This is a genomic window from Vibrio sp. 10N.286.51.C3 (genome assembly GCF_003050065.1).
In the GTDB taxonomy this organism is placed as follows: domain Bacteria; phylum Pseudomonadota; class Gammaproteobacteria; order Enterobacterales; family Vibrionaceae; genus Vibrio; species Vibrio crassostreae.
Genome location: NZ_PIGC01000013.1, coordinates 128,099 through 147,966 on the forward strand (window position 1 = coordinate 128,099; position 19,868 = coordinate 147,966).

Genomic DNA, 19,868 nt, shown 5'->3' on the forward strand with positions numbered 1-19,868 from the left:
AATTATCCTTTTGACTGGCTAGCGGTGTCTGTTTTTGATTCGAAATCAGACGTAACAGAAGAGGTTAAGTAACTTGAGTAAGCATTCATTTCGCTGGTAAGCGCCAAAAGCTTGTTGAGAGAGATAAGATATTTGAATCGAGCAGCAGATTGCTGTGTCTTAATGCTCGCAAGGTATAGTTCAGCATCAACCACTTCTAACGAGTTAGATAAGCCTTGAGTGAACGCTTTTTTGCGAAGTGATAGGTTCTCTTGAGCTAACGATAAGCTAGAGTTGAGTCCTTGAACCTCTTCAATCGCTTGGTTTGCTTCAAGGTAGGTCTTTTGTACCAACACGGTTAAGTCTTGTTTGGCTTGCGACTTAAGGAATTGAACCTGCGATACGGCACTGTGAGCCGCAGCGACTTTGTCGGAACGGCCTGAAGTGTCAATCAACGGCACATTTACACCAATACCAACTAACCAATCGGGTTTCATTTCACTGGCTAGAGAGTCATCTTCATACAGGCTGTAGTCACCGTAAAGGTATACCTCTGGGTAGTACTTACCTTTCTCGGCTTTAATTAAGCTGCTTGCTTGTTTCTCTTTTGCATCAAGAATTTTAAGGCCGGGGTAGGTCATGAGAGTTTGGTCAATGAACACGTCCATATGAGGCAGGTTCTTATTGATAAACAGTTGCTCTGAGGGTTCTACACTTTCATTTTGACCAAGGATCTGAGTCAGTGCTAGTTGAGCAATCTTGAGATCGTTCTGAGCTTTCGTGCGCTCTACAATCGCTTTATCTAAAGAAGCATCGGCTTGTAGGCGTTCTACTCGTGCGATTTGTCCTTGCTGTTCAAGCTTGATGGCGAAATCACGGTGTTGAGTTAAGCCTGTTTCGACGGCTTGACGCGTTCTCACCACGTCTTCCGCTAAGATCACAGAGAAGTAATATTTACTCAAGTCTTCGTAGCGAGCTTGCTTCTCCATCAATAACTGGCTCTGCGCTTCTTCGCTTTTGCCTTCTGCAGCATTTTGCGCAGCGGTAATTCGTCCGCCAGTAAAGATAGGCCACACCGCACGAATGGATGAGCTGAAGATATCTTGCTCGGTGATCGTTGAGGTAACGCCACCTAATATAGGTTGAAGAATCCCCCCGATAGCTCCCAAATTTGGTACGCCACTCAAACTGTTTGAAAACTGTTCGCCATTGATAGTCACATCACTATCAAGGTGAGTGTAGTTCGCGCCGAGAGTGACAGAAGGTAGGTTGAGGCTTCCGGTTGCATTTTGAAGGTGTTGATAACGCTCAACGTTGGCTTGTTGAGCCGCAAGAGAGTTGTTGTTCTCTTGGAGTATTTGCCACGCCTCAGAAAAAGTGAGCGGAGCAGCATAGCTTGGCGAGCTGATAGCACCGATAAGAATACTGGCAATCGCAAGGCGTCGGAATGTCGGTTTGGTCATCTGCATTAAATACCAAATTAGAGTATTAGCTCTAATGTTAACAGGGGGATAATCATTTGTCTTGAACAGATTACCTCATATGAACAATTAGCATAGCCGCTCGTTAATATAATGTGAATGCTATTAAGGGTTTAATTGTTGTCGACATAGAAACAAAAAGAGCACGATAACGCGTGCTCTTTAAGTTCAGTATAGAAGTGTTTTACAAAATGAAGCGGCTTATTTAAAGCTAGGACAATGGTGATCGGCGCGCCATACCAATTGTCTTGAACCTTGCATTGTTTGTAATAAATCTCTACCTGACATTTGCGGGAATGCTAACAACACCTTGAGATCGAGAGGGGAGGTGCCATCTTTCTCATAGGCTCTTACGTGAGTAAAAGTCGATTGTAAGTGTTTGAACAGCATAGTCTTAGTAAGACAAATTCCAAAGTTATCGCGTTTCATTGCCTGGTTTCCTTTTCAACAATGTTTATACGTTATGTTTTTTATCCTGTTTCTATTGGACGTTGCCACTGATCGATACTTCCTGCTCATCAATGCTTTGTTATTGGGTGCTGCTTTTATCAGTCACCTCATCGTTGTCTGGCTAGCCGAGTGTGAAATAGCGATGGATGAATAGGGGAGAATACTTAATCCGTTTGTCCATCACTCGTAACGGCGAGCGAGTAACTTTTACTTATCGATACGTCCAGTGAGTGAAGAGTTGTTGCCTTTCTGTTAACCGAAATTCCGGCTTAAAGCGCTGTCTTAAAATTGCAACGTATAGCTTGGCAACAATAAACTCCTTCATATGCAACCATTATAATTGTATTTATTTTAAACAACCTAAAAAACACCTAAAAGCTTAGTGATCTAGCTCAATATTTATTCGTTTATTTTGGTTTTTAAGCTAATCCGTTCTAAAAATGAACGATTAATCGAAATGAACAACGTAAAGGATTATCAATTAACAATCTGCTCAATTATTTAGTTGAGTAGCAGTCACAAATTCACGTCCCTAGAAAGGTCATGCGATTAACTTGGTGTTAACATTGATCGTCTAACACTAGGGACGGTGGAATATGAAATGGAGCAGTATCAGTTTCCGTAAAAGGTTACTGATTATCATGACGGTCACTGGCCTCGTTGAACTTTTGATTCTTGCAGCGGCTGGTTTTTATTACATCAAACAATCTCAAGAGCAAGAGATGGGTTTGAAAGCGTTAGGTGTTGCTGAATTTCTATCTGAATCGCCGCTTGTCACCAGCATTATTCAAGAAAATGGAACGTTGGATCCTAATGGCGTTCGCTACGTTCTGTCTGAAGAAACCCAAGTTAAGTTTCGTAACCTTACTCAGCTCATTGGCGCAGCGTTTATCGTTGTGGGAGATGATAAAGGTATCCGCCTGATTCACCCTTATGATGACAGGCTCGGTAAACCCATGCGTGGTGGCGATAACCAAAAAGCGTTGGTATTGGGTGAGTCTTATGTGTCGACAGCCAAAGGGTCGCTTGGTTTTTCAGTTCGTGGTAAATCCGCGGTAAAAGACACCCAAGGTACCGTTATTGGTGTGGTGTCAGTTGGTTACTTATTGGATTCTTTGCAAGATCGAATCGAACCTTACTTAGCCTTTTTGATTGTGATGGCGTTGCTGGTGGTTGCGGTCAATGCTTTGATTTCGAGCTATGTATCTCGTCGTTTTCAGCGCGCTATTTTAGGCTTTGAGCCTGAAGAGATAGGCCGACTGTATGTTGAGTTAGATGTAACCATGAGTACCGTGAAAGAGGGTATTCTGAGTATCGATAAGCACGGCATTTTACGGTCAATTAATAAGAGTGCCTGCGATATTTTATCGATAGACAGAGATAAAGCACTCAATCAACAGCGCCTTTCTGACGTATTGCCCGGTAGTGATTTAGAGCAACTGCTATCAACAGGCGATACCGACCACGACGTTGAGTTGTACTTAAACAATAAGCGAATCATTGCTAACCGAAGCCCGATTATAGTGGCTGGTGAGGTGGTCGGGGCGGTGTCCAGTTTCCGATTGCGAGACGAGATCAACGATTTAACAGACCAACTCTCACAAACTAAAGAGTATGCAGATCTACTCCGTTCACAAACCCATGAACATCAAAACAAGCTTAACACCATCAGTGGCTTGATCCAGATGGGCGAGTTGGACTCGGTACAACAACTGATTGGCCAAGAAACAGAACATTATCAAAGCCTTATCGAGTTCTTGCGTGAAACTGTTAAAGACCCGCTCATTGCAGGTATGCTCCTTGGTAAAACGGAGCGTGCGAGAGAAATTGGTTTAGAGCTCAAGGTCGAAGAAGGCTCAAGACTTCAAGCGCTGCCTAGCTGGCTGAATGCGGATGACGTTGTCACCATTCTTGGCAACCTGATCGATAACGCCTTTGACGCCACTATGACGGCTATTAAGCAAGAAGGGCAAATTGCTCCAGCTCGTCGGGTGATTGAAGTTTCAATCAGTGATTTTGGTAATGAAATTATCGTAGAAGTAGAAGATAAAGGGTGTGGTTTACCGAAAGACTTGGCCACCAAAGCACTCACCGAAAAAGGCGTATCGAGCAAAGCGAAGCAAAATCGCGGTGTAGGTTTGTATCTGATAAAGCAACTGGCAGACCGATACCAAGGGCAGCTGGAAATGGTCGACAACCACGATTTTGGTACACGAATGACGGTTTATTTACCAAAAGAAGAACAATAATAATTAAGCACGAAGTGATCTTGCGAAGATCATCGTGACGGAAAAAGCATGGTTAAAGGAAGAACATAAATGAACGCAATCACGAGAGTCATGGTCATTGAAGATGATATTGCGATTGCAGAGCTGCACCATCGTTATTTAGAACAGATGGGTGGCTTTGACGTGGTCGGCATTGCCACCACACAGTCTGAAGCGCTTATGCAATTAGACATCTTAAAGCCTGATTTGGTTTTGTTGGATGTATATCTGCCGGACGGGTGCGGGCTCGATATTCTCAATCACGTTCGCGGCAGCAATCAAGGCTGTGATGTTATCTTGATTACCGCGGCACGCGACGTCGACACTTTGCAGCAAGCAATGCGTGGCGGAGTGGTCGACTATCTACTAAAACCTGTAATGTTTCCTCGCTTGGAAGCGGCGCTGAAAAAGTACCAATCACAGCAGCAAGAATTTGAAAGTGTGTCGGATTTGAACCAAGGTTTGGTTGATAAAATGCTGCAAGCCAATGCGAAAGCAGACTCGGCTAAAGTATCGACGTTACCTAAAGGAATCGATGGTGTAACGCTCGATAAGATTCGTGCGATATTTCAACAAGCTGACGCGACGAATATTACGGCTGATGAAGCGGGTGAGCGCATTGGTGCAAGCCGAACCACAGCCAGACGTTACCTAGAATTCTTGATCACGACGGGTGAGTTAGTCGCGGACTTGAATTACGGTACTGTAGGTCGCCCGGAACGCTGCTACAACAAAGCGCAAAGATAAACACGACACCATCAAAATAAATATAAAGCCAGTTGAATAAGCTGGTTTTTCCTTTCTCTCCCTTTCCCATTGCCCACTCCGCCGACCAGATACCGTTCTTTCTTGATTACAATGTTTGAGAATGCCGATTTGCTTCTCCCTCGGTCCTAATGAACTGAGCTATCGATTAGAATTTGTTCGAAATGAGTCAATATTTAATCGATTGCTTTCACAGTGGTTGATGTAAATCAAATAGTCATAGACAATACTGTCCCGAATAGAGGTGATAGCTTTCACCCTCGTTTACCAAACGCATTCTCAAATTTAATAGGCGCTTACTATTGATGTAATAGTTAAGACCTATTATCTATTTTCGTATGTCGCTGATACCTTTGGCGAATACTAAAAACCTTGTTTTTATAGGAAAGATGATGGTAATACCTGAAAACAGCAGCATCGTTATTTTTGGTGCGTCGGGAGATCTAACTTACCGTAAGTTAATTCCTGCTTTGTACCACCTGTATGCTAGCAATCAACTACCAGAATCCTTTGCGATTCTTGGAGTGAGCCGTACTGAGTACAGCGATGAGTCTTACCGTGAGAAGCTGAAGAAGTCTCTTCAGGAAATGGAAAAAACTGAGCCAGAGACGCTGAATGCATTTATTGAACATCTGCATTACCAAGCGATCAACACTTCAGATGTAGACGACTACGCTCGTTTAGCACAACGTCTAGATAAGCTTGAGCAAGACTACCAATTTGAAAACCATAACACACTGTTCTACTTGGCAACCCCGCCAAGCCTATACGGTGTTATTCCAGCAAACCTTGCTGCGCATGGCCTGAACGATGAAACGAACGGCTGGCGTCGTCTGATCATCGAGAAGCCATTTGGTTACGACTTAGCTTCTGCTCAAGCGTTAGATGAAGAGATCCATCATCACTTCCAAGAACACCAGATCTACCGTATTGACCACTACCTTGGTAAAGAAACGGTACAAAACCTTCTAGTGCTTCGTTTCTCAAACGCGATGTTTGAACCACTGTGGAACCGTAACTTTATTGAATACGTTGAAATCACAGGTGCTGAGTTCCTTGGCGTTGAAGAGCGTGGCGGATACTACGACGGTTCTGGCGCTGTTCGTGACATGTTCCAAAACCACCTGCTACAAGTGCTAGCAATGGTGGGCATGGAGCCGCCTGCACAAATTAACGCTGATTCTATTCGTGATGAAGTGGTTAAAGTGCTTCAGTGTCTTAAGCCTCTTGAGGAAGAAGATCTGCGTAAAGATCTAGTCTTAGGTCAATACACAGCGTCTGATGTTCGCGGCCAGCATTTGCTTGGTTACCGTGAAGAGCACGGTGTAGCGGATGATTCTCGTACCGAGACTTACATCGGCTTGAAAGCTCACATCAATAACTGGCGTTGGAATGGTGTTCCTTTCTACGTACGTACAGGTAAACGCTTACCAACACGTGTGACTGAAATCGTGATTCACTTTAAGAACACGCCACACCCAGTATTTGGTCAAGATGCACCAGAGAACAAACTGATTATCCGTATCCAACCGGATGAAGGAATTCAGATGAGTTTTGGTTTGAAAGAGCCGGGCGCAGGCTTCAAAGCAAAAGAAGTGAAAATGAACTTCTCTTACTCTGACTTGCCTGAAACTCAAATGCTAACGGCTTACGAGCGTCTTCTTCTTGATGCACTAAACGGCGATGCAACTCTGTTTGCTCGTACCGATGCAGTAGAAGCTTGTTGGAAGTACGTTCAACCAATCTTAGACTTCAAGCAAGATCCTCAAGCGCTGTTTGGCTATGCTTGTGGTACTTGGGGCCCACAGGAAGCGGATGAACTTCTGCAACGTGATGGCCGCGCATGGCGTTTCCCATGCAAAAACTTAACAGACACGGATTACTGCGAACTATGATCAATCACAAGATCTTTGCAACGCCAGAATTGGTCGTTGAAAACCTAGCAAACGAAATGAAAGCGTACAGCGAGCAGGGTAAACCTGTTCACATTTCATTGTCTGGTGGCAGCACGCCAAAAATGCTTTTCAAGCTTTTAGCTCAAGCACCATACGCAGAAGGTATTCAATGGAATAACCTTCACTTTTGGTGGGGCGACGAACGTTGCGTTGGACCAGACGACGTTGAAAGCAACTTCGGTGAAGCGAATACGTTACTTTTCTCAAACGTGAACCTTCCAGCAGAGAACATCCACCGCATCCGTGGTGAAGATGAGCCTAAAGCAGAATCAGAGCGTTTCGCAAAAGAGATGGCAGACGTAATCCCAACAGAAAACGGCACGCCAGTTTTCGATTGGATTCTGCTGGGTGTTGGCGCAGACGGCCACACAGCTTCACTATTCCCGGGTGCAACCAATTACCAAGATGAGAACCTGTCTGTACTGGCTTCTCATCCGGAGTCTGGTCAAATCCGTGTTTCTAAAACAGCGAAAGTTTTAGAAGCAGCAAAACGAATCAGCTACCTAGTACTAGGTGCAGGTAAAGTTGAGATCGTTAAAGAAATTCATACAACTCCTGCTTCAGAGCTGCCTTACCCGGCAGCGAAAATCCAGTCTAAAACTGGCGAAACAGAGTGGTTCCTAGATTCAAATGCAGCAAGTGCTATCGCATAAGTGCGAATAGCCGCAAGGAGATATAAATAATGAAAGGTGATATCGGTGTAATTGGCCTAGCAGTAATGGGTCAGAACCTTATCCTAAACATGAACGACCACGGCTTTAAAGTTGTGGCTCATAACCGTACTGCTGCTAAAGTAGACGAGTTCCTAGAAGGCCCAGCTAAAGGTACTAACATCGTTGGTGCTTACTCTCTAGAAGAGCTAGTTGAGAAGCTAGAAGCACCACGTAAAGTGATGCTTATGGTTCGTGCTGGTGACGTTGTAGACACGTTCATCGAAAACCTAATCCCACTTCTAGACGAAGGCGACATCATCATTGATGGTGGTAACACTAACTACCCAGACACTAACCGTCGTGTAGCGCATTGTCGTGAGAAAGGCATCCACTTCATCGGTACTGGTGTATCTGGTGGTGAAGAAGGTGCTCGTTTCGGTCCTTCAATCATGCCAGGCGGCGCGGCTGAAGCTTGGGAAGCGGTTAAGCCAATCTTCCAAGGTATCTCTGCAAAAACTGACGCAGGTGAGCCTTGTTGTGACTGGGTTGGTAACGACGGTGCTGGCCACTTCGTTAAAATGGTACACAACGGCATCGAATACGGTGACATGCAGCTTATCACTGAAGCATACCAGTTCATGAAAGATGGCCTAGGTATGTCTGCTGACGAGATGCAAGCAGTATTCGCTGATTGGAACAAGACTGAGCTAGACAGCTACCTAGTTGAAATCACTGCTGACATCCTTGGCTACAAAGATGAAGACGGTGAAGCGCTAGTTGAGAAGATCCTAGATACTGCTGGCCAAAAAGGTACGGGTAAGTGGACAGGTATTAACGCACTAGACCTAGGTATCCCACTAACTCTAATCTCTGAGTCTGTATTCTCTCGTTGCCTGTCTGCTCTTAAAGACCAACGTGTTGAAGCTGAAGCTTTGTTTGAGAAAACAATCACTCCAGTTGAAGGTGATAAGCAAGAGTGGGTTGATGCACTACGTCAAGCTCTACTGGCTTCTAAGATCATTTCTTACGCTCAAGGTTTCATGCTAATGCGTGAAGCGTCGAACGAAAACGGCTGGGACCTAAACTACGGTAACGTAGCACTAATGTGGCGTGGTGGTTGTATCATCCGTTCTGCATTCCTAGGCAACATCCGTGATGCGTACGAAGCAAACCCAGACATCGCGTTCCTAGGTTCTGACGAGTACTTCAAAAACATCCTACAAGGCAGCCTAGTAGCATGGCGTAAAGTAGCAGCGAAATCTCTAGAGTCTGGTATCCCAATGCCATGCACGATTTCTGCGCTATCTTTCCTAGACGGTTACACAACGGCACGTCTACCAGCGAACCTGCTTCAAGCTCAACGTGACTACTTCGGTGCTCACACTTACGAGCGTACAGACCGTCCACGTGGTGAATTCTTCCACACAAACTGGACTGGTACTGGCGGCGACACTGCTTCTACAACTTACGACGTATAATCGTTAGTTAGAATCAGTTAAGAACGTGTTTGTTCTTTAAGCTGTAAATAGAAAAAAGGATGCCAATGGGCATCCTTTTTTATTGGTTTGCGCTCTATTCGATCTAGATAACAAAGAATTTATATCTCAAGCCATCATGGGCTGGGGTTTTACATCGTCGTTGTATTGCTCCCGAATTGCCATAAAGCCGTCTAGGTTCTGTTTAAGCGCCTCAACACATTCAGGGTCGAACATCGAACCGTTGTGCGCTTCAATGTATTCCATGACTTCATCCAGTGACCATGCGTGTTTGTAAGCTCTTTTGCTCATCAGCGCATCAAACACATCCGCGAGCGTTACAATTCGTGCTTCAAGTGGAATCGCAGTATGACTTAGACCATCAGGTAACCCAGAGCCATCAAATCGCTCGTGGTGATGACGCACAATATTCTTAATGAACTGAATTTCATCAGAACACATAGAGCAATGATGGGAGAGGGACACCACATCGTTAATCATCTCTTCACCATATAAGGTGTGATTATTCATGATGGCTCTTTCTTCTGCTGAGAAACGACCGGAGCTGAATAACACGTTATCTGGGATTCGATATTTTCCTATGTCGTGGAAGGGTGCGTATAAACGAATACGATGAATGAACTGATGTGTGATTTCATTATTACTCTCGGACATCGTTCTGGCGATCTGTTCACTGTATTTTCCCATACGAATCAGATGTTCTTTGGTTTCAGGGTCGCGAGCGTGTCCCATGTTTAGCGCGATGGCTAATGACGACTGAAAGTGACGTTGCCTTTCAAACAGTTGAACAAACAAACTCGAGATAAGCTGAGAGATGTAGGCAATATCACACTGGATATATTCCTTAGCAAAAAAGCCCGTTGACGATGCATTGATAAACACGAATCCAAGATTACTTTCTTGATAGTGAATAGGCGTTGTATAGCTGCTTTGGTGTCCAAGCTGAAGTAAGTGTGAAATTTGCTTGGTCGGTTTGATTGAGGCGAGATCGTGGATGATTCGAGTGTCGAGAGATTCAGCCATTCGAGACAAAGCTGATTCTGGTTTAAGTTCTTGTTCTACGTATCGATGTTCTGCTTCTTGGCACAGCGTGTCTGAAACGAAGTAATTCGATGCTCTGTTTTCGCTGCATAGTACAACGGAAAGCCGAGATAATATGGGGTAATATTCACGAGCTAGCCGGAAAAGGTCATCAACAATGGCGATAATGTCCTTATCTTGAGCGGCTACTCTGTTGAGCTGGGAGTAGTCAAACATGTTATAAGCCAACCTTTATTTATAGTTATATCATTGTTTATTCGGGATTATTTTTTGTTTTTAGTATCGTTATTAAAAATAGCATTGCGTTCTGATAAAATGCAATATCATTATGAGATAAATGGTTATTTCATTGCATTACCTTCATTTTTGTTAACTGGTACTTTTGTAGGTTCCGGAATCAGAGGAAAGGGAAAGAGCTTGATGATAATTCAGGCGTTAAGTGACCATTTTGAAATTAAATGAAAAGATAAATAGGATAACGTACATGCTTTATGCCATCATAAAGGCATAAATAAGGGCAATGGATGTAATGCCTAAGTGATTGAGCTAGAAGCGGTCAGTGATGACGGTGCTCTAGAGTATATTCAAGGCCGTGAGCTGCCTTGAAAAAGGTAATGTTATGACTGAAGAAGAAAGAATCGAACTGCAACAAAATAACCCTCTGCACGGCTTAAAGCTTGAGACCATGATCACTGAGTTAGTGGATCATTATGGTTGGGAAATTTTGGACGCAGCAATGCGTATGAACTGCTTTAACACAAAGCCAACTGTAGCAAGCGCTGTTAAATATCTGAAGAAGACGGAATGGGCTCGTGAGAAGGTTGAAAACTTCTACCTTTACCGTTTTAAGCGTATGCCTAAAGCATCAGACATCGAATACCAGATGCCTCCGCGTTCACGTACATTCCGTCATGGTTTAGAACCTCGTGAGCCAATGGAATTAACGGTTGAGTCTATCCAGGCTTCTCAAGCTAAAGCGGCTTCTGCATTTAAAGCTCGTCGTGGCGGTAACGGTCGTAACTTCCGTCGTTAATAAGAAGCCGTCGTTAGAAAGAACCGTCGTTAAGAACAAGGCCTCGCTTATAAAGAGGCGTCATTAATAACGCCGTCTAATCAGCTAAAGCGATACGCATAAAAGACAAAAGGAGCCTAAGTGCTCCTTTTTTAACGTGTGTACTTTATTCAAGCGTGTAAAGCCTGCTGTATTTGAGTCTTAAGCTTCGCGGTTCTTTCTTTGATTCTTCCAAAGATCGGTGACATAAACGATGGCACTGATAAGTAAGAATAGCGCTGACACAGAAAACAGAGCGGGCATTTTGAGAATCCACGCGAATGTGGCAGCAAGAAAAGCGACAAAGCAAATGAGTCGACTCGATGACATGACATGACCGAGTTTAATGTTCATAACGCCTCCTAATGAAGTATCACTTTCGACAGGAGAATTATCCCACCTTTGGCAAAATAAAGGCTAAAAAACAGTCTAAATTATTATCAAATTTACTAATTAAAGGACTCGTCTCACATATATAGCCATGGCTATTTTATAAGCAATAAAATAGTGAGATAGGAAATTTGAGAATCAGTTTTTCCGCTATGTTTCCCAGTTAGAATAAAGCTCAATCTCGGGTTTAATTAACGCAAACCGGGTTGGTATAAAACCGACTTAGCATCAAACCTAGTTAGTATAGAAAAAGTAAGCGGTGATTAAGAAACTCGCGATGATCACTGTGTTACGAACATAATGTTGTGGGATGCGGCGAGAGATTTTTGCTGAGTAATAACCACCAACCAAAGTCCCCATTAAAACGGCCATGCCTGATGGCCAATCAATCGAGCCATTTACGATAAAAAACACGATTGCCGCAAGTGATACACAAGCGGATACAAGCAGTTTGATGCCATTCATCACGTTGATATTGGTGTAACCAGCCAAAGCCAGGTAACTCAATGTGACGATTCCTAGTCCGGCATTAAAGTATCCACCATAGATACATACAATCAAAAGCAATAAAGCGGAAAAGAAGACGCCAGCGCTGGTGGCGTGTTTGTGTTTTGCTGTTGCTTGTTTCAGCCATTTATTGAGCGTGCCACCAAAGGTGAAAAGCAATGCCGCAAAAAGCAGTAACCAAGGTACGGATTGAGTAAACAATGCTTCTGGTGTGTGCAGCAGTAAGAAAGCACCTATGCCACCGCCAATCACACATAGAGCAATGGTCAGTTTAAGCTGTTTGGTACCAGATTGAATTTCGTGGCGCAGCGCATAAGCACCACTGATGTAGCCTGCACACGATGCAAAGGTATTGGTCGCGTTGGCTGCTATTGGTGGAACACCAGCAAACAATAGAGCAGGGAAAGTGATGAAGCTGCCTCCACCAGCAATAGAGTTAAGCACACCACCAATCACGCCTGACAAGAAGAGAACCAACCAATCCATAGTTTTAGAATCCAATACGTTAACTGATGAGTTACCTTACTTGAATTTGTTATGAATATCAGAGCTGTGCGTCTTGAAAGTGCGAGTTTGTGAGTTTGCTACCATCTTTAACTGTTGGTTTGAATTGACTAGCTAAATCAAAAAAGGAGCCAATGGCTCCTTTCGTTTAGGTTCAGTTGATTTGGTCGAGCTTTACACTTCTACTGGTTTTGCTCTAAAGCTCTTGAACAGCTTAACCAGAATCGGGCTAGACAGAACCAATACCGCCAGAATAGTGAAGGTCATGGTGATTGGGCGTTCCCATAGGAAGCTGAGCTCTCCGTCGCTGATCATCAGTGCGCGTCTTAAGTTCTCTTCCATCAAGCCACCTAAGATAAAGCCAAGCAATAATGGAGCGAGTGGGAAGTTGGCAAGCCTTAATGCTATTGCTGCCATCGCCACTAGTAACATCACAAATACGTCCATGGTGTTGAAAGATACTAGGTACACGCCTGTGATTGAAAAGAAGATAATCATTGGCAGTAGAACCGTTCTTGGTACCGCTAATAGCTTAGAAATGTAAGGGATCAAAGGCAGGTTCAAGATAACCAGTACGATGTTGCCAAAGTACATAGAGATGATTACCGACCAGAATACATCAGGGTGCTCAACGAACAGACGAGGACCCGGTTGGATGCCATAAGCGATTAATGCACCTAGCATGATAGCTGTTGTACCAGAGCCCGGGATACCCAGCGTCAGTAGCGGAACGAATGAACCACTTGATGCTGCGTTATTTGCCGATTCTGGAGCAACAAGACCGCGAATACTGCCTTTACCAAACTCTTTCTGTTTGTCTTTCGGTGCAAGACTACGCTCCATGCCGTAACTTAAGAAAGCAGCGATAGTTGCGCCAGCACCTGGAAGTACGCCGGTAAAGAAGCCAAGAATCGAAGAACGAATCGAAACCGGTGCGACTTCTTTGATCTCTTCTTTGGTCACTTTCATGCTGCCGATATCAGACATCTTTTGGCTTTCTTCAGCGCTGGTGTCTTTTTCTGGCTTTAGAATACCCATTAAGGTTTCGCCCAGTGCAAACGTTGCCATCGCTAACAATAAGAAGCTGAAGCCATCCATTAAGTCCGTTAGGCCGAATGTGAAACGTTCAACACCAACACCTTTGTCGATACCGACCGTTGACAGCATCAAACCTAAAATAGTCATCATCCACGCTTTGATAACCTGACCAGGGCCTGCAAACGCAGCTACAGCCGATAGACCTAATAGCATCAATGCAAAGTAGTCAGAAGACTGGAAGCTCAATGACACGCTTGCTAGAGCCGGAGCAGCAATTAAAAGCATGATCGCTGAAAGTGTACCGCCAGTGAAAGAAGAGTAAGCCGCGAGTGCAAGTGCTTTACCTGCTTGCCCTTTTTGAGCCATCGGGTAGCCATCAAACGCGGTTACTACCGTTGAAGAACAACCCGGAGCGTTGATTAATATTGATGACGTCGAGCCACCAAATACCGCGCCGTAGTACACACCAGCCATCAAGATTAAGCCAGAAGAAGGGTCTAGGCCGTAAGTGATAGGGATCATCAGAGCAATGGCTGAGATTGGACCTAGGCCCGGGAGCATCCCGATGAAGGTACCTACGAAACAGCCCACGATTACCATCATGATGTTCATTGGCATCACAGCGGTAGAAAGTCCTTGTAAAATTCCGTCTAACATAATGTTATCCCTACCAAAGAGTGAAGATTAAACCAGGCTCTAGGTAGATATCTAAGCCTTGAGTTAATAAAAGAAAGAACGCGATAACGAAAGGAAACGACGCGCCAAATAAAACAGCTTTACGACGCTCACCCAATAGGTAAAAGCCTGCAAGTAAGAAGAAGCTGGTTGCTAAAACAAAGCCAAGATAAGTCAGCCCAACACCGTATAGTGCCATTAACACCAAGAATCCAATCAGCAGTTTCCAGTTCAACGGCGTTGTGTCACATGTGACTTTCTTATCCGGTTGTCCTGTGATAAGCAGGATCAACGAAAGGCCAATGCCGATAAACGTCAACAGGGTAGGTAATGTTCTTGCTGTGAAGGGTTCGTACTCGTCACCGGGAAACAAAGGAATTAGCGTGGTTTGGTAGCCATAGCACAAGCACGCCAGCATAAAGATCATGGCTCCGATGCGATCCTTTGAAAGCAAAGATTCCTTACTCAGAAATTTGGTTGGTAAGTCCGACATATCCAACTCCATTTGGGGTGGTATAAATAGTAAAAAAGCCGTACATGAGCGAGTTAATGAAGAATGTCTGGGATCACTAACCATAGGTAAGCGAATTACGGTACTGGTTTATCAGCCACTTGCGTTTACAACGAATCGGCAAGCGTTAGTAATACGTCTACGAATAAACAAAGGAGTTTGAAGTTAACTCATGTACGGCGAAACAAGGAAAGAGTAAGAGGGCACATAAGCCCTCTATGGCTGTTGGTTATTTCAAGAAACCAAGCTCACGCATTAGGTCGCCCATCTGTTTTTCTTGATCTTCTAGGAAGGCGTAAAAATCTTTGTCAGCTTTGTAGTTGTCGATCCAACCGTTACGGTCACGAACCACTTGCCACTCATCGGTTTTGTACATTTTGCCAAGCGCTACATTCCATTCGTCGATCTTCGCTTGGCTTGTGCCTGGTGCTGCAAAGAAACCACGCCAGTTAGCGAATACGGTTTCGTTGCCGTACTCAGTCAGTGTTGGGATATTAGGTGCAGCGTCAAGACGCTTTGGCGCCGTCACAGCAAGCACTTTTACTTGGCCAGATTTAGACATCTCTAGCACTTCACCAAGGCCAGTAGAAAGCAGCTGTGTTTCGCCAGAAAGCAGTGCCGCCATCGCTTTACCGCCAGCATCGTAGGCAATGTAGCGAACTTTTTTCGCATCAAAACCTTCGCCCTTGAACGCCGCAGCAACTACAAGGTGGTCCATGCTGCCACGAGCTGAACCGCCAGCAATTTTTACTTTACGAGGGTTTGCTTCGAATTCTTTTACTACGTCTTCCCACGTGTTGTATTTAGAATCTGCAGAAGCCACGATTGCGCCGTAATCGGCAATGGTTGCAGCAACAGGTGTTAGGTCACGGAAAGACTGTGGGAAAATACCCGTTAGAGAGCGCACAACGATAGGTGTTGAGTTCACCATCAGCGTGTCTTCTTGGCGTTGAGCCGTTTCAATTAGGTGTGCAATGGCTTTACCGCCGCCGCCACCAGATAAGTTTTGGAAAGAGACATTTTCTACGATGTCTGATTTGACCAATACATCACCCGTACCACGAGCTGTCATATCCCAACCGCCACCAGCGCCGCCAGGGATTAGGAAGTGGATTTTTTCTACGTCAGCAGCAAAAGTGTTGAAAGAAAAGGTTGCTGCGATGATAGAAGCCGCAAGAGTAGGTTTCAGTGCCTTGAACATGGTTCACGTTCCTTATGTAGGGTATCTCTTCAATGGAGAGAAACTTATGTTTTATTTCCAGCTACTAAACAGATGAGTAGAACATTGCTTAGCAGATGCAACTAAAGTTAACGGTGTGTTAACGAAATGTCTGTAATGCGGCGATATTGAGAATAAAGAACATTGGAATAATATTGTTCATAAAGTTCACAGTGGCGTGGCTATAGGATTCTGCCAGCCATAATAATTAGGTTTTCCTTGAGTTTATGTGAGCAATTTTTTGACTGTTGGTCGCTTTATACAGCTATGTATCATCAAAGAGGGAACTTATTGTGACGCAAAGAGTGATATGGAGAGACGATCTTGGATATATGGAATAATGTGTTGCTAGGTTGGTTATGCTACTGTAATAATATAAATATTGCTGGCATGTTACATTTCTGGGCTAGTGGTTATTCAAGGATCGAATAATGACAGACAAAAAAATTTCTTTACGATTTACTGTTGGAGGAATGTTTTTACTCGCGACTTTTCTTACCGCTGTTGTTGCGGTTTCACTGCAATATTACTTCAGTAAAAAAATGGCGACTGAGAATACCTTATCCAAGTTGACGATGGTGTCCCAAGAGTTGAGTAACTATATCGGCGCGGTTGATTCTGACGCAGCCAACACCGCGCGTTTACTTGCTTCAGTGAAACGGTCTATCAGTAACAAAATATCAAAAGAAGAGTCGCGTAGTATTCTTTCTGAAGCCATTAAAGATAACCCTCTCTTTTATAGTATTTACATTGGCTCATCCAATGAAAACTTCTTCCAAATTATTAATCTAGAGTCTGCCCCTGTCGTTAGAGAGAAAATCGGTGCACAACAAACGGACCGTTGGGTTGTGGTTGAGATTCATAATAGAGGGGAGGAGCGCGTCCGTACGACGAAATATTTTGACCAAGAGTTTACGCTAAGAGACTCAACTACGGAGCAGAGCAACTACTTTCCAACAACCAGGCCTTGGTATGTTTCTGCCAATGTTCAGTCGGTCGAAAAAACTCAGCCATATCTTTTTCAGCATTTACAAATTACCGGGCAAACTTATTCTTTAGCGTTTGATGCGAAAATCGAATCTGAAGTTCAACATGTGATTGGTATTGATATTGTGTTGTCTTCTTTGGCTAGCAAACTCTCAGGTACGGCGCTTGGTTTAGCAGAAGACAGTAAGGTTGAGTCTTTCTTATATTCGAAATCGGGTAATATTATTGCGTCTAACCTCAAGGTTAACAATCAGGAATTGGAGTTTGATGTATCCACATTGATGCTATCGTCTGAACAACAAACCTTGGTTAACGATACCCCTCCGCTGTTAGTGTCTAATCAAAATGATTGGGGGCCGATGGACTTTTCAGTGGCGGGAAAGCCAAACGGCTATGCGATAGACCTTCTTAACATGATTGGTGAGATGACAGGGATCAGGTTTGAATTTGTCAATGGTTTCTCTTGGGGCGAGCTTGTCAGTAAGTTTCAAGAAGGAAGTATTGATGGCCTGCAATCGGTTCAAAATTATAAAAATAATGGCATAGATGGCCTATACACGACTCCAATTTATGAATTGCCATTTTCTGTCGTGACAAGGGTCGGTGCGAAGGTTGTCACTAATTATGCCGAGCTTGAGGGTAAAAAAGTTGCCATTTTATCTGGGTGGTCAATTATTCCTAAGTTAAGAGAGGACTTTCCGAACATTGATTTAGTTGAATTTGAAAACCTAGAGTCTGCATTTAATTCAATTGAAAGCGAAGAGAACTTTGCTTTCTTAGAAGCTGAACCCGTACTCTCGTTTGCATTAGATAGGTTTTTCCAGCCAGGCCTTGTTGTCAATGGGACTCTAGAAGATCTAAAACAGAACTACTCAAATCAATTCCATTTGGTGCTGCAGAGCAAGCATAAACAATTGCTTCCAATTATTGATCAAGCTATCAGCAAGTTAAGTGGTGAACAACTTGATGCCTTAGCAAAAAAGTGGCTGCATGATACCGGCTTTAATACGAATACGACGGTTCCTTATACTGAACTTTATGATTTGACTAAGGAAGCAACGGTTGAAGGTAGTATGGTAAGGGTCGAGTTGAATGGTGAGATTAAGCATCTCTATTTAAAGAAAATAGACACGGGCGAACACTACTCTGAGTATTTTGCGGTATTGATTCCCGAATCTGAAGTCTTCAGTACAGTCAATAAGCGTCTAGCAACCTCTGTTGGTGTAACGATTTTACTGATGAGTTTAACCTTGCCTGTGGCTTGGGTCTTTGGTGCACCTATAGTACGTCCTATTCGCCAATTAGAGAAAGAGACTCACAAGGTTAAGTTGCGTGACTATGACAACGTAGCTGTGCTTAATACTCGTATTAAAGAAGTGTGGGAGTTATCTGTTGCTGTAAAAGAAATGGCAATGGAGCTTAAACGACATGAACAGAGGCAAGAGGCGTTTGTAGAGTCGTTTATCAAGCTTATCGCCCAAGCTATCGATGACAAGTCCCCTTATACGGCTGGGCACTGTAACCGTGTACCAGAGCTAGGTTTGATGCTAGCTGACGTGGCTGAGAAATCACAATCTGATCATTTTAAAAATTTTGAGTTTAAAAATGATGATGAGCGCCGTGAGTTTAGAATTGCGGCTTGGTTGCATGACTGCGGAAAAATAACAACGCCGGAACACATCGTCGATAAAGGTACGAAGCTTGAGGCCAACTACAACCGAATTCACGAGGTGAGAACTCGATTTGAGGTATTGTGGCGTGATGCTGAAATAATAGCATTAACGAAACAGCTTGAAGGCAAGCTAGCGAACAAACAAATCCAAACAGAGTTGGCTGAAGCGCAACAGAAGCTACAAGATGATTTTGAGTTTATCGCGACGTCTAATGTTGGTGGTGAATTCATGAGTGATGACAAAGTTGCTCGTATTCGCTTGATAGCTGAAACGACTTGGACGCGTAACTTTGATGATCAACTTGGTCTATCACCGATAGAGGCGTTGAATCGAGCACCGAGTTCAGGCTTGCCAGCGACAGAGCCACTGTTAAGTGATAAACCAGAGCATATAGTGAAAAGAGATAGGCCGTTAGAATTTGACCCGAAACATCAAATTAAAATGGATGTGCCTGAGTATTTATACAACCTAGGCGAAGTCTACAATCTGAGTATTGCACGCGGCACATTGACTGCTGAAGACAGATTTAAGATAAACGAGCACATGCTTGCTACGATTAAGATGCTTGAGAACTTACCATTCCCGAAAGAGTTAAGCCGCGTGCCTCGTTATGCGTCGACTCACCATGAAACCCTTAAAGGTACAGGCTATCCAAGGAAGTTGACTGGTGACGACCTTTCAATCCCAGAACGCATTCTGGTGATATCAGATATCTTTGAGGCGTTAACCGCTGCCGATCGACCTTACAAGAAAGCGAAGCCAATTAGTGTCGCTGTCGACATCATGCACAAAATGGCGCTGGATGAGCATATCGATATTGAACTGTTTAGGCTGTTCTTAACCAGTGGGACCCACATTCGATACGCTGAAATCTATTTGAAGCCAGAGCAAATAGACAGCGTCGACTTGTCGAAATATCTCCAGAAAAGTGCAGCTGCTTAATACCCCGAAATTAAAAGGTGCTTCGCTACTCGATGCAAATTAGGTGAATACACGGTTTACCTTTAACCTTCTAGGACTTAAAAGCGCACCCAATTGGTGTAATGCCAGTCAGTTAAGCTGACTGGCATTTTTTCTATTTGTCGCATATTTCTTGGGTTTCAGTTTCACCCAGCGAAGATAACTTCTATCTTCTCTTCGGGGTGGCAGGATAAACATGGATATTTTCTGTAGTAGTACTTCATAGTGTTTAGGGAGTTTCCCAGGACTCGTTAAAGGTAAAGCTG

Annotated in this window: 15 protein-coding genes; 7 read left to right on the forward strand and 8 right to left on the reverse strand. The window is 43.9% G+C overall.

Annotated features, from left to right (window positions below):
- Positions 1 to 2: 2 nt before the first annotated feature.
- Both CWO27_RS15325 and CWO27_RS15330 read right to left on the reverse strand, forming a co-directional pair.
- Positions 3 to 1,448: a TolC family protein gene (locus CWO27_RS15325; protein WP_102480708.1), complete on the reverse strand. Its 1,446-nt coding sequence runs from the start codon at positions 1,446 to 1,448 to the stop codon at positions 3 to 5.
- 213 nt (positions 1,449 to 1,661) lie between these two features.
- Positions 1,662 to 1,889, reverse strand: a complete 228-nt coding sequence (locus tag CWO27_RS15330) for a hypothetical protein (protein ID WP_009846577.1) — start codon at positions 1,887 to 1,889, stop codon at positions 1,662 to 1,664.
- Positions 1,890 to 2,506: 617 nt separating this feature from the next.
- On the opposite strand from CWO27_RS15330, the gene CWO27_RS15335 reads away from it, so the two are divergent.
- The 5 genes from CWO27_RS15335 to gnd all read left to right on the forward strand — a co-directional run bounded on the left by CWO27_RS15335 (position 2,507) and on the right by gnd (position 9,028).
- Entirely contained in the window at positions 2,507 to 4,159 is a 1,653-nt protein-coding gene (locus CWO27_RS15335) for an ATP-binding protein (RefSeq protein ID WP_107899198.1), read from the forward strand.
- Between the two features lie 69 nt (positions 4,160 to 4,228).
- Positions 4,229 to 4,924 carry a response regulator gene (locus tag CWO27_RS15340; protein WP_019820707.1) on the forward strand — a complete coding sequence of 232 codons (696 nt, stop codon included), beginning with the start codon at positions 4,229 to 4,231 and terminating at the stop codon, positions 4,922 to 4,924.
- A 410-nt stretch (positions 4,925 to 5,334) separates the two neighbouring features.
- Positions 5,335 to 6,837: a glucose-6-phosphate dehydrogenase gene (gene zwf, locus CWO27_RS15345; RefSeq protein ID WP_029405316.1), complete on the forward strand. Its 1,503-nt coding sequence runs from the start codon at positions 5,335 to 5,337 to the stop codon at positions 6,835 to 6,837.
- Positions 6,834 to 7,550, forward strand: coding sequence for a 6-phosphogluconolactonase (gene pgl / locus CWO27_RS15350; protein ID WP_102530507.1), 717 nt, complete (start codon positions 6,834 to 6,836; stop codon positions 7,548 to 7,550). Before zwf ends, pgl begins: the two co-directional genes overlap by 4 nt.
- A 29-nt stretch (positions 7,551 to 7,579) precedes the next feature.
- Complete coding sequence (gnd, locus tag CWO27_RS15355; protein ID WP_017059712.1) at positions 7,580 to 9,028, forward strand: decarboxylating NADP(+)-dependent phosphogluconate dehydrogenase; 1,449 nt, start codon at positions 7,580 to 7,582, stop codon at positions 9,026 to 9,028.
- A gap of 126 nt (positions 9,029 to 9,154) precedes the next feature.
- Here gnd and CWO27_RS15360 read toward each other — a convergent pair whose 3' ends face one another.
- Positions 9,155 to 10,315, reverse strand: coding sequence for an HD-GYP domain-containing protein (locus tag CWO27_RS15360; RefSeq protein ID WP_107899199.1), 1,161 nt, complete (start codon positions 10,313 to 10,315; stop codon positions 9,155 to 9,157).
- A gap of 391 nt (positions 10,316 to 10,706) precedes the next feature.
- Here CWO27_RS15360 and CWO27_RS15365 point away from each other — a divergent pair, with 391 nt between their 5' ends.
- Positions 10,707 to 11,120 (forward strand): VF530 family DNA-binding protein, encoded by a 414-nt coding sequence (locus tag CWO27_RS15365; protein WP_102431182.1) that lies wholly within the window; start codon positions 10,707 to 10,709, stop codon positions 11,118 to 11,120.
- A gap of 180 nt (positions 11,121 to 11,300) precedes the next feature.
- Here CWO27_RS15365 and CWO27_RS15370 read toward each other — a convergent pair whose 3' ends face one another.
- From CWO27_RS15370 to CWO27_RS15390, 5 genes are all read right to left on the reverse strand, one after another.
- Positions 11,301 to 11,492 carry a hypothetical protein gene (locus CWO27_RS15370; protein WP_017066914.1) on the reverse strand — a complete coding sequence of 64 codons (192 nt, stop codon included), beginning with the start codon at positions 11,490 to 11,492 and terminating at the stop codon, positions 11,301 to 11,303.
- Positions 11,493 to 11,762: 270 nt separating this feature from the next.
- A complete protein-coding gene (locus CWO27_RS15375) occupies positions 11,763 to 12,521 on the reverse strand; it encodes a sulfite exporter TauE/SafE family protein (protein WP_107899200.1) in 759 nt (252 codons plus the stop codon).
- A 192-nt stretch (positions 12,522 to 12,713) separates the two neighbouring features.
- Positions 12,714 to 14,234, reverse strand: a complete 1,521-nt coding sequence (locus CWO27_RS15380) for a tripartite tricarboxylate transporter permease (protein ID WP_102431184.1) — start codon at positions 14,232 to 14,234, stop codon at positions 12,714 to 12,716.
- Between the two features lie 10 nt (positions 14,235 to 14,244).
- A complete protein-coding gene (locus tag CWO27_RS15385; RefSeq protein ID WP_041472791.1) occupies positions 14,245 to 14,745 on the reverse strand; it encodes a tripartite tricarboxylate transporter TctB family protein in 501 nt (166 codons plus the stop codon).
- Positions 14,746 to 14,992: 247 nt separating this feature from the next.
- Positions 14,993 to 15,964: a tripartite tricarboxylate transporter substrate binding protein gene (locus CWO27_RS15390; RefSeq protein ID WP_054547685.1), complete on the reverse strand. Its 972-nt coding sequence runs from the start codon at positions 15,962 to 15,964 to the stop codon at positions 14,993 to 14,995.
- A gap of 449 nt (positions 15,965 to 16,413) precedes the next feature.
- Between CWO27_RS15390 and CWO27_RS15395 the strand changes: the two genes are divergently transcribed.
- Positions 16,414 to 19,584, forward strand: coding sequence for an HD domain-containing phosphohydrolase (locus tag CWO27_RS15395; protein WP_107899201.1), 3,171 nt, complete (start codon positions 16,414 to 16,416; stop codon positions 19,582 to 19,584).
- Positions 19,585 to 19,868: the final 284 nt, after the last annotated feature.

Bases quoted from the DNA above. Each gene is read 5' to 3' on its own strand.
- CWO27_RS15325 (WP_102480708.1), bottom strand. From the start codon at position 1,448: ATGCAGATGACCAAACCGACATTCCGACGCCTTGCGATTGCCAGTATT.
- CWO27_RS15330 (WP_009846577.1), bottom strand. From the start codon at position 1,889: ATGAAACGCGATAACTTTGGAATTTGTCTTACTAAGACTATGCTGTTC.
- CWO27_RS15335 (WP_107899198.1), top strand. From the start codon at position 2,507: ATGAAATGGAGCAGTATCAGTTTCCGTAAAAGGTTACTGATTATCATG.
- CWO27_RS15340 (WP_019820707.1), top strand. From the start codon at position 4,229: ATGAACGCAATCACGAGAGTCATGGTCATTGAAGATGATATTGCGATT.
- zwf (WP_029405316.1), top strand. From the start codon at position 5,335: ATGGTAATACCTGAAAACAGCAGCATCGTTATTTTTGGTGCGTCGGGA.
- pgl (WP_102530507.1), top strand. From the start codon at position 6,834: ATGATCAATCACAAGATCTTTGCAACGCCAGAATTGGTCGTTGAAAAC.
- gnd (WP_017059712.1), top strand. From the start codon at position 7,580: ATGAAAGGTGATATCGGTGTAATTGGCCTAGCAGTAATGGGTCAGAAC.
- CWO27_RS15365 (WP_102431182.1), top strand. From the start codon at position 10,707: ATGACTGAAGAAGAAAGAATCGAACTGCAACAAAATAACCCTCTGCAC.
- CWO27_RS15370 (WP_017066914.1), bottom strand. From the start codon at position 11,492: ATGAACATTAAACTCGGTCATGTCATGTCATCGAGTCGACTCATTTGC.
- CWO27_RS15375 (WP_107899200.1), bottom strand. From the start codon at position 12,521: ATGGATTGGTTGGTTCTCTTCTTGTCAGGCGTGATTGGTGGTGTGCTT.
- CWO27_RS15380 (WP_102431184.1), bottom strand. From the start codon at position 14,234: ATGTTAGACGGAATTTTACAAGGACTTTCTACCGCTGTGATGCCAATG.
- CWO27_RS15385 (WP_041472791.1), bottom strand. From the start codon at position 14,745: ATGTCGGACTTACCAACCAAATTTCTGAGTAAGGAATCTTTGCTTTCA.
- CWO27_RS15390 (WP_054547685.1), bottom strand. From the start codon at position 15,964: ATGTTCAAGGCACTGAAACCTACTCTTGCGGCTTCTATCATCGCAGCA.
- CWO27_RS15395 (WP_107899201.1), top strand. From the start codon at position 16,414: ATGACAGACAAAAAAATTTCTTTACGATTTACTGTTGGAGGAATGTTT.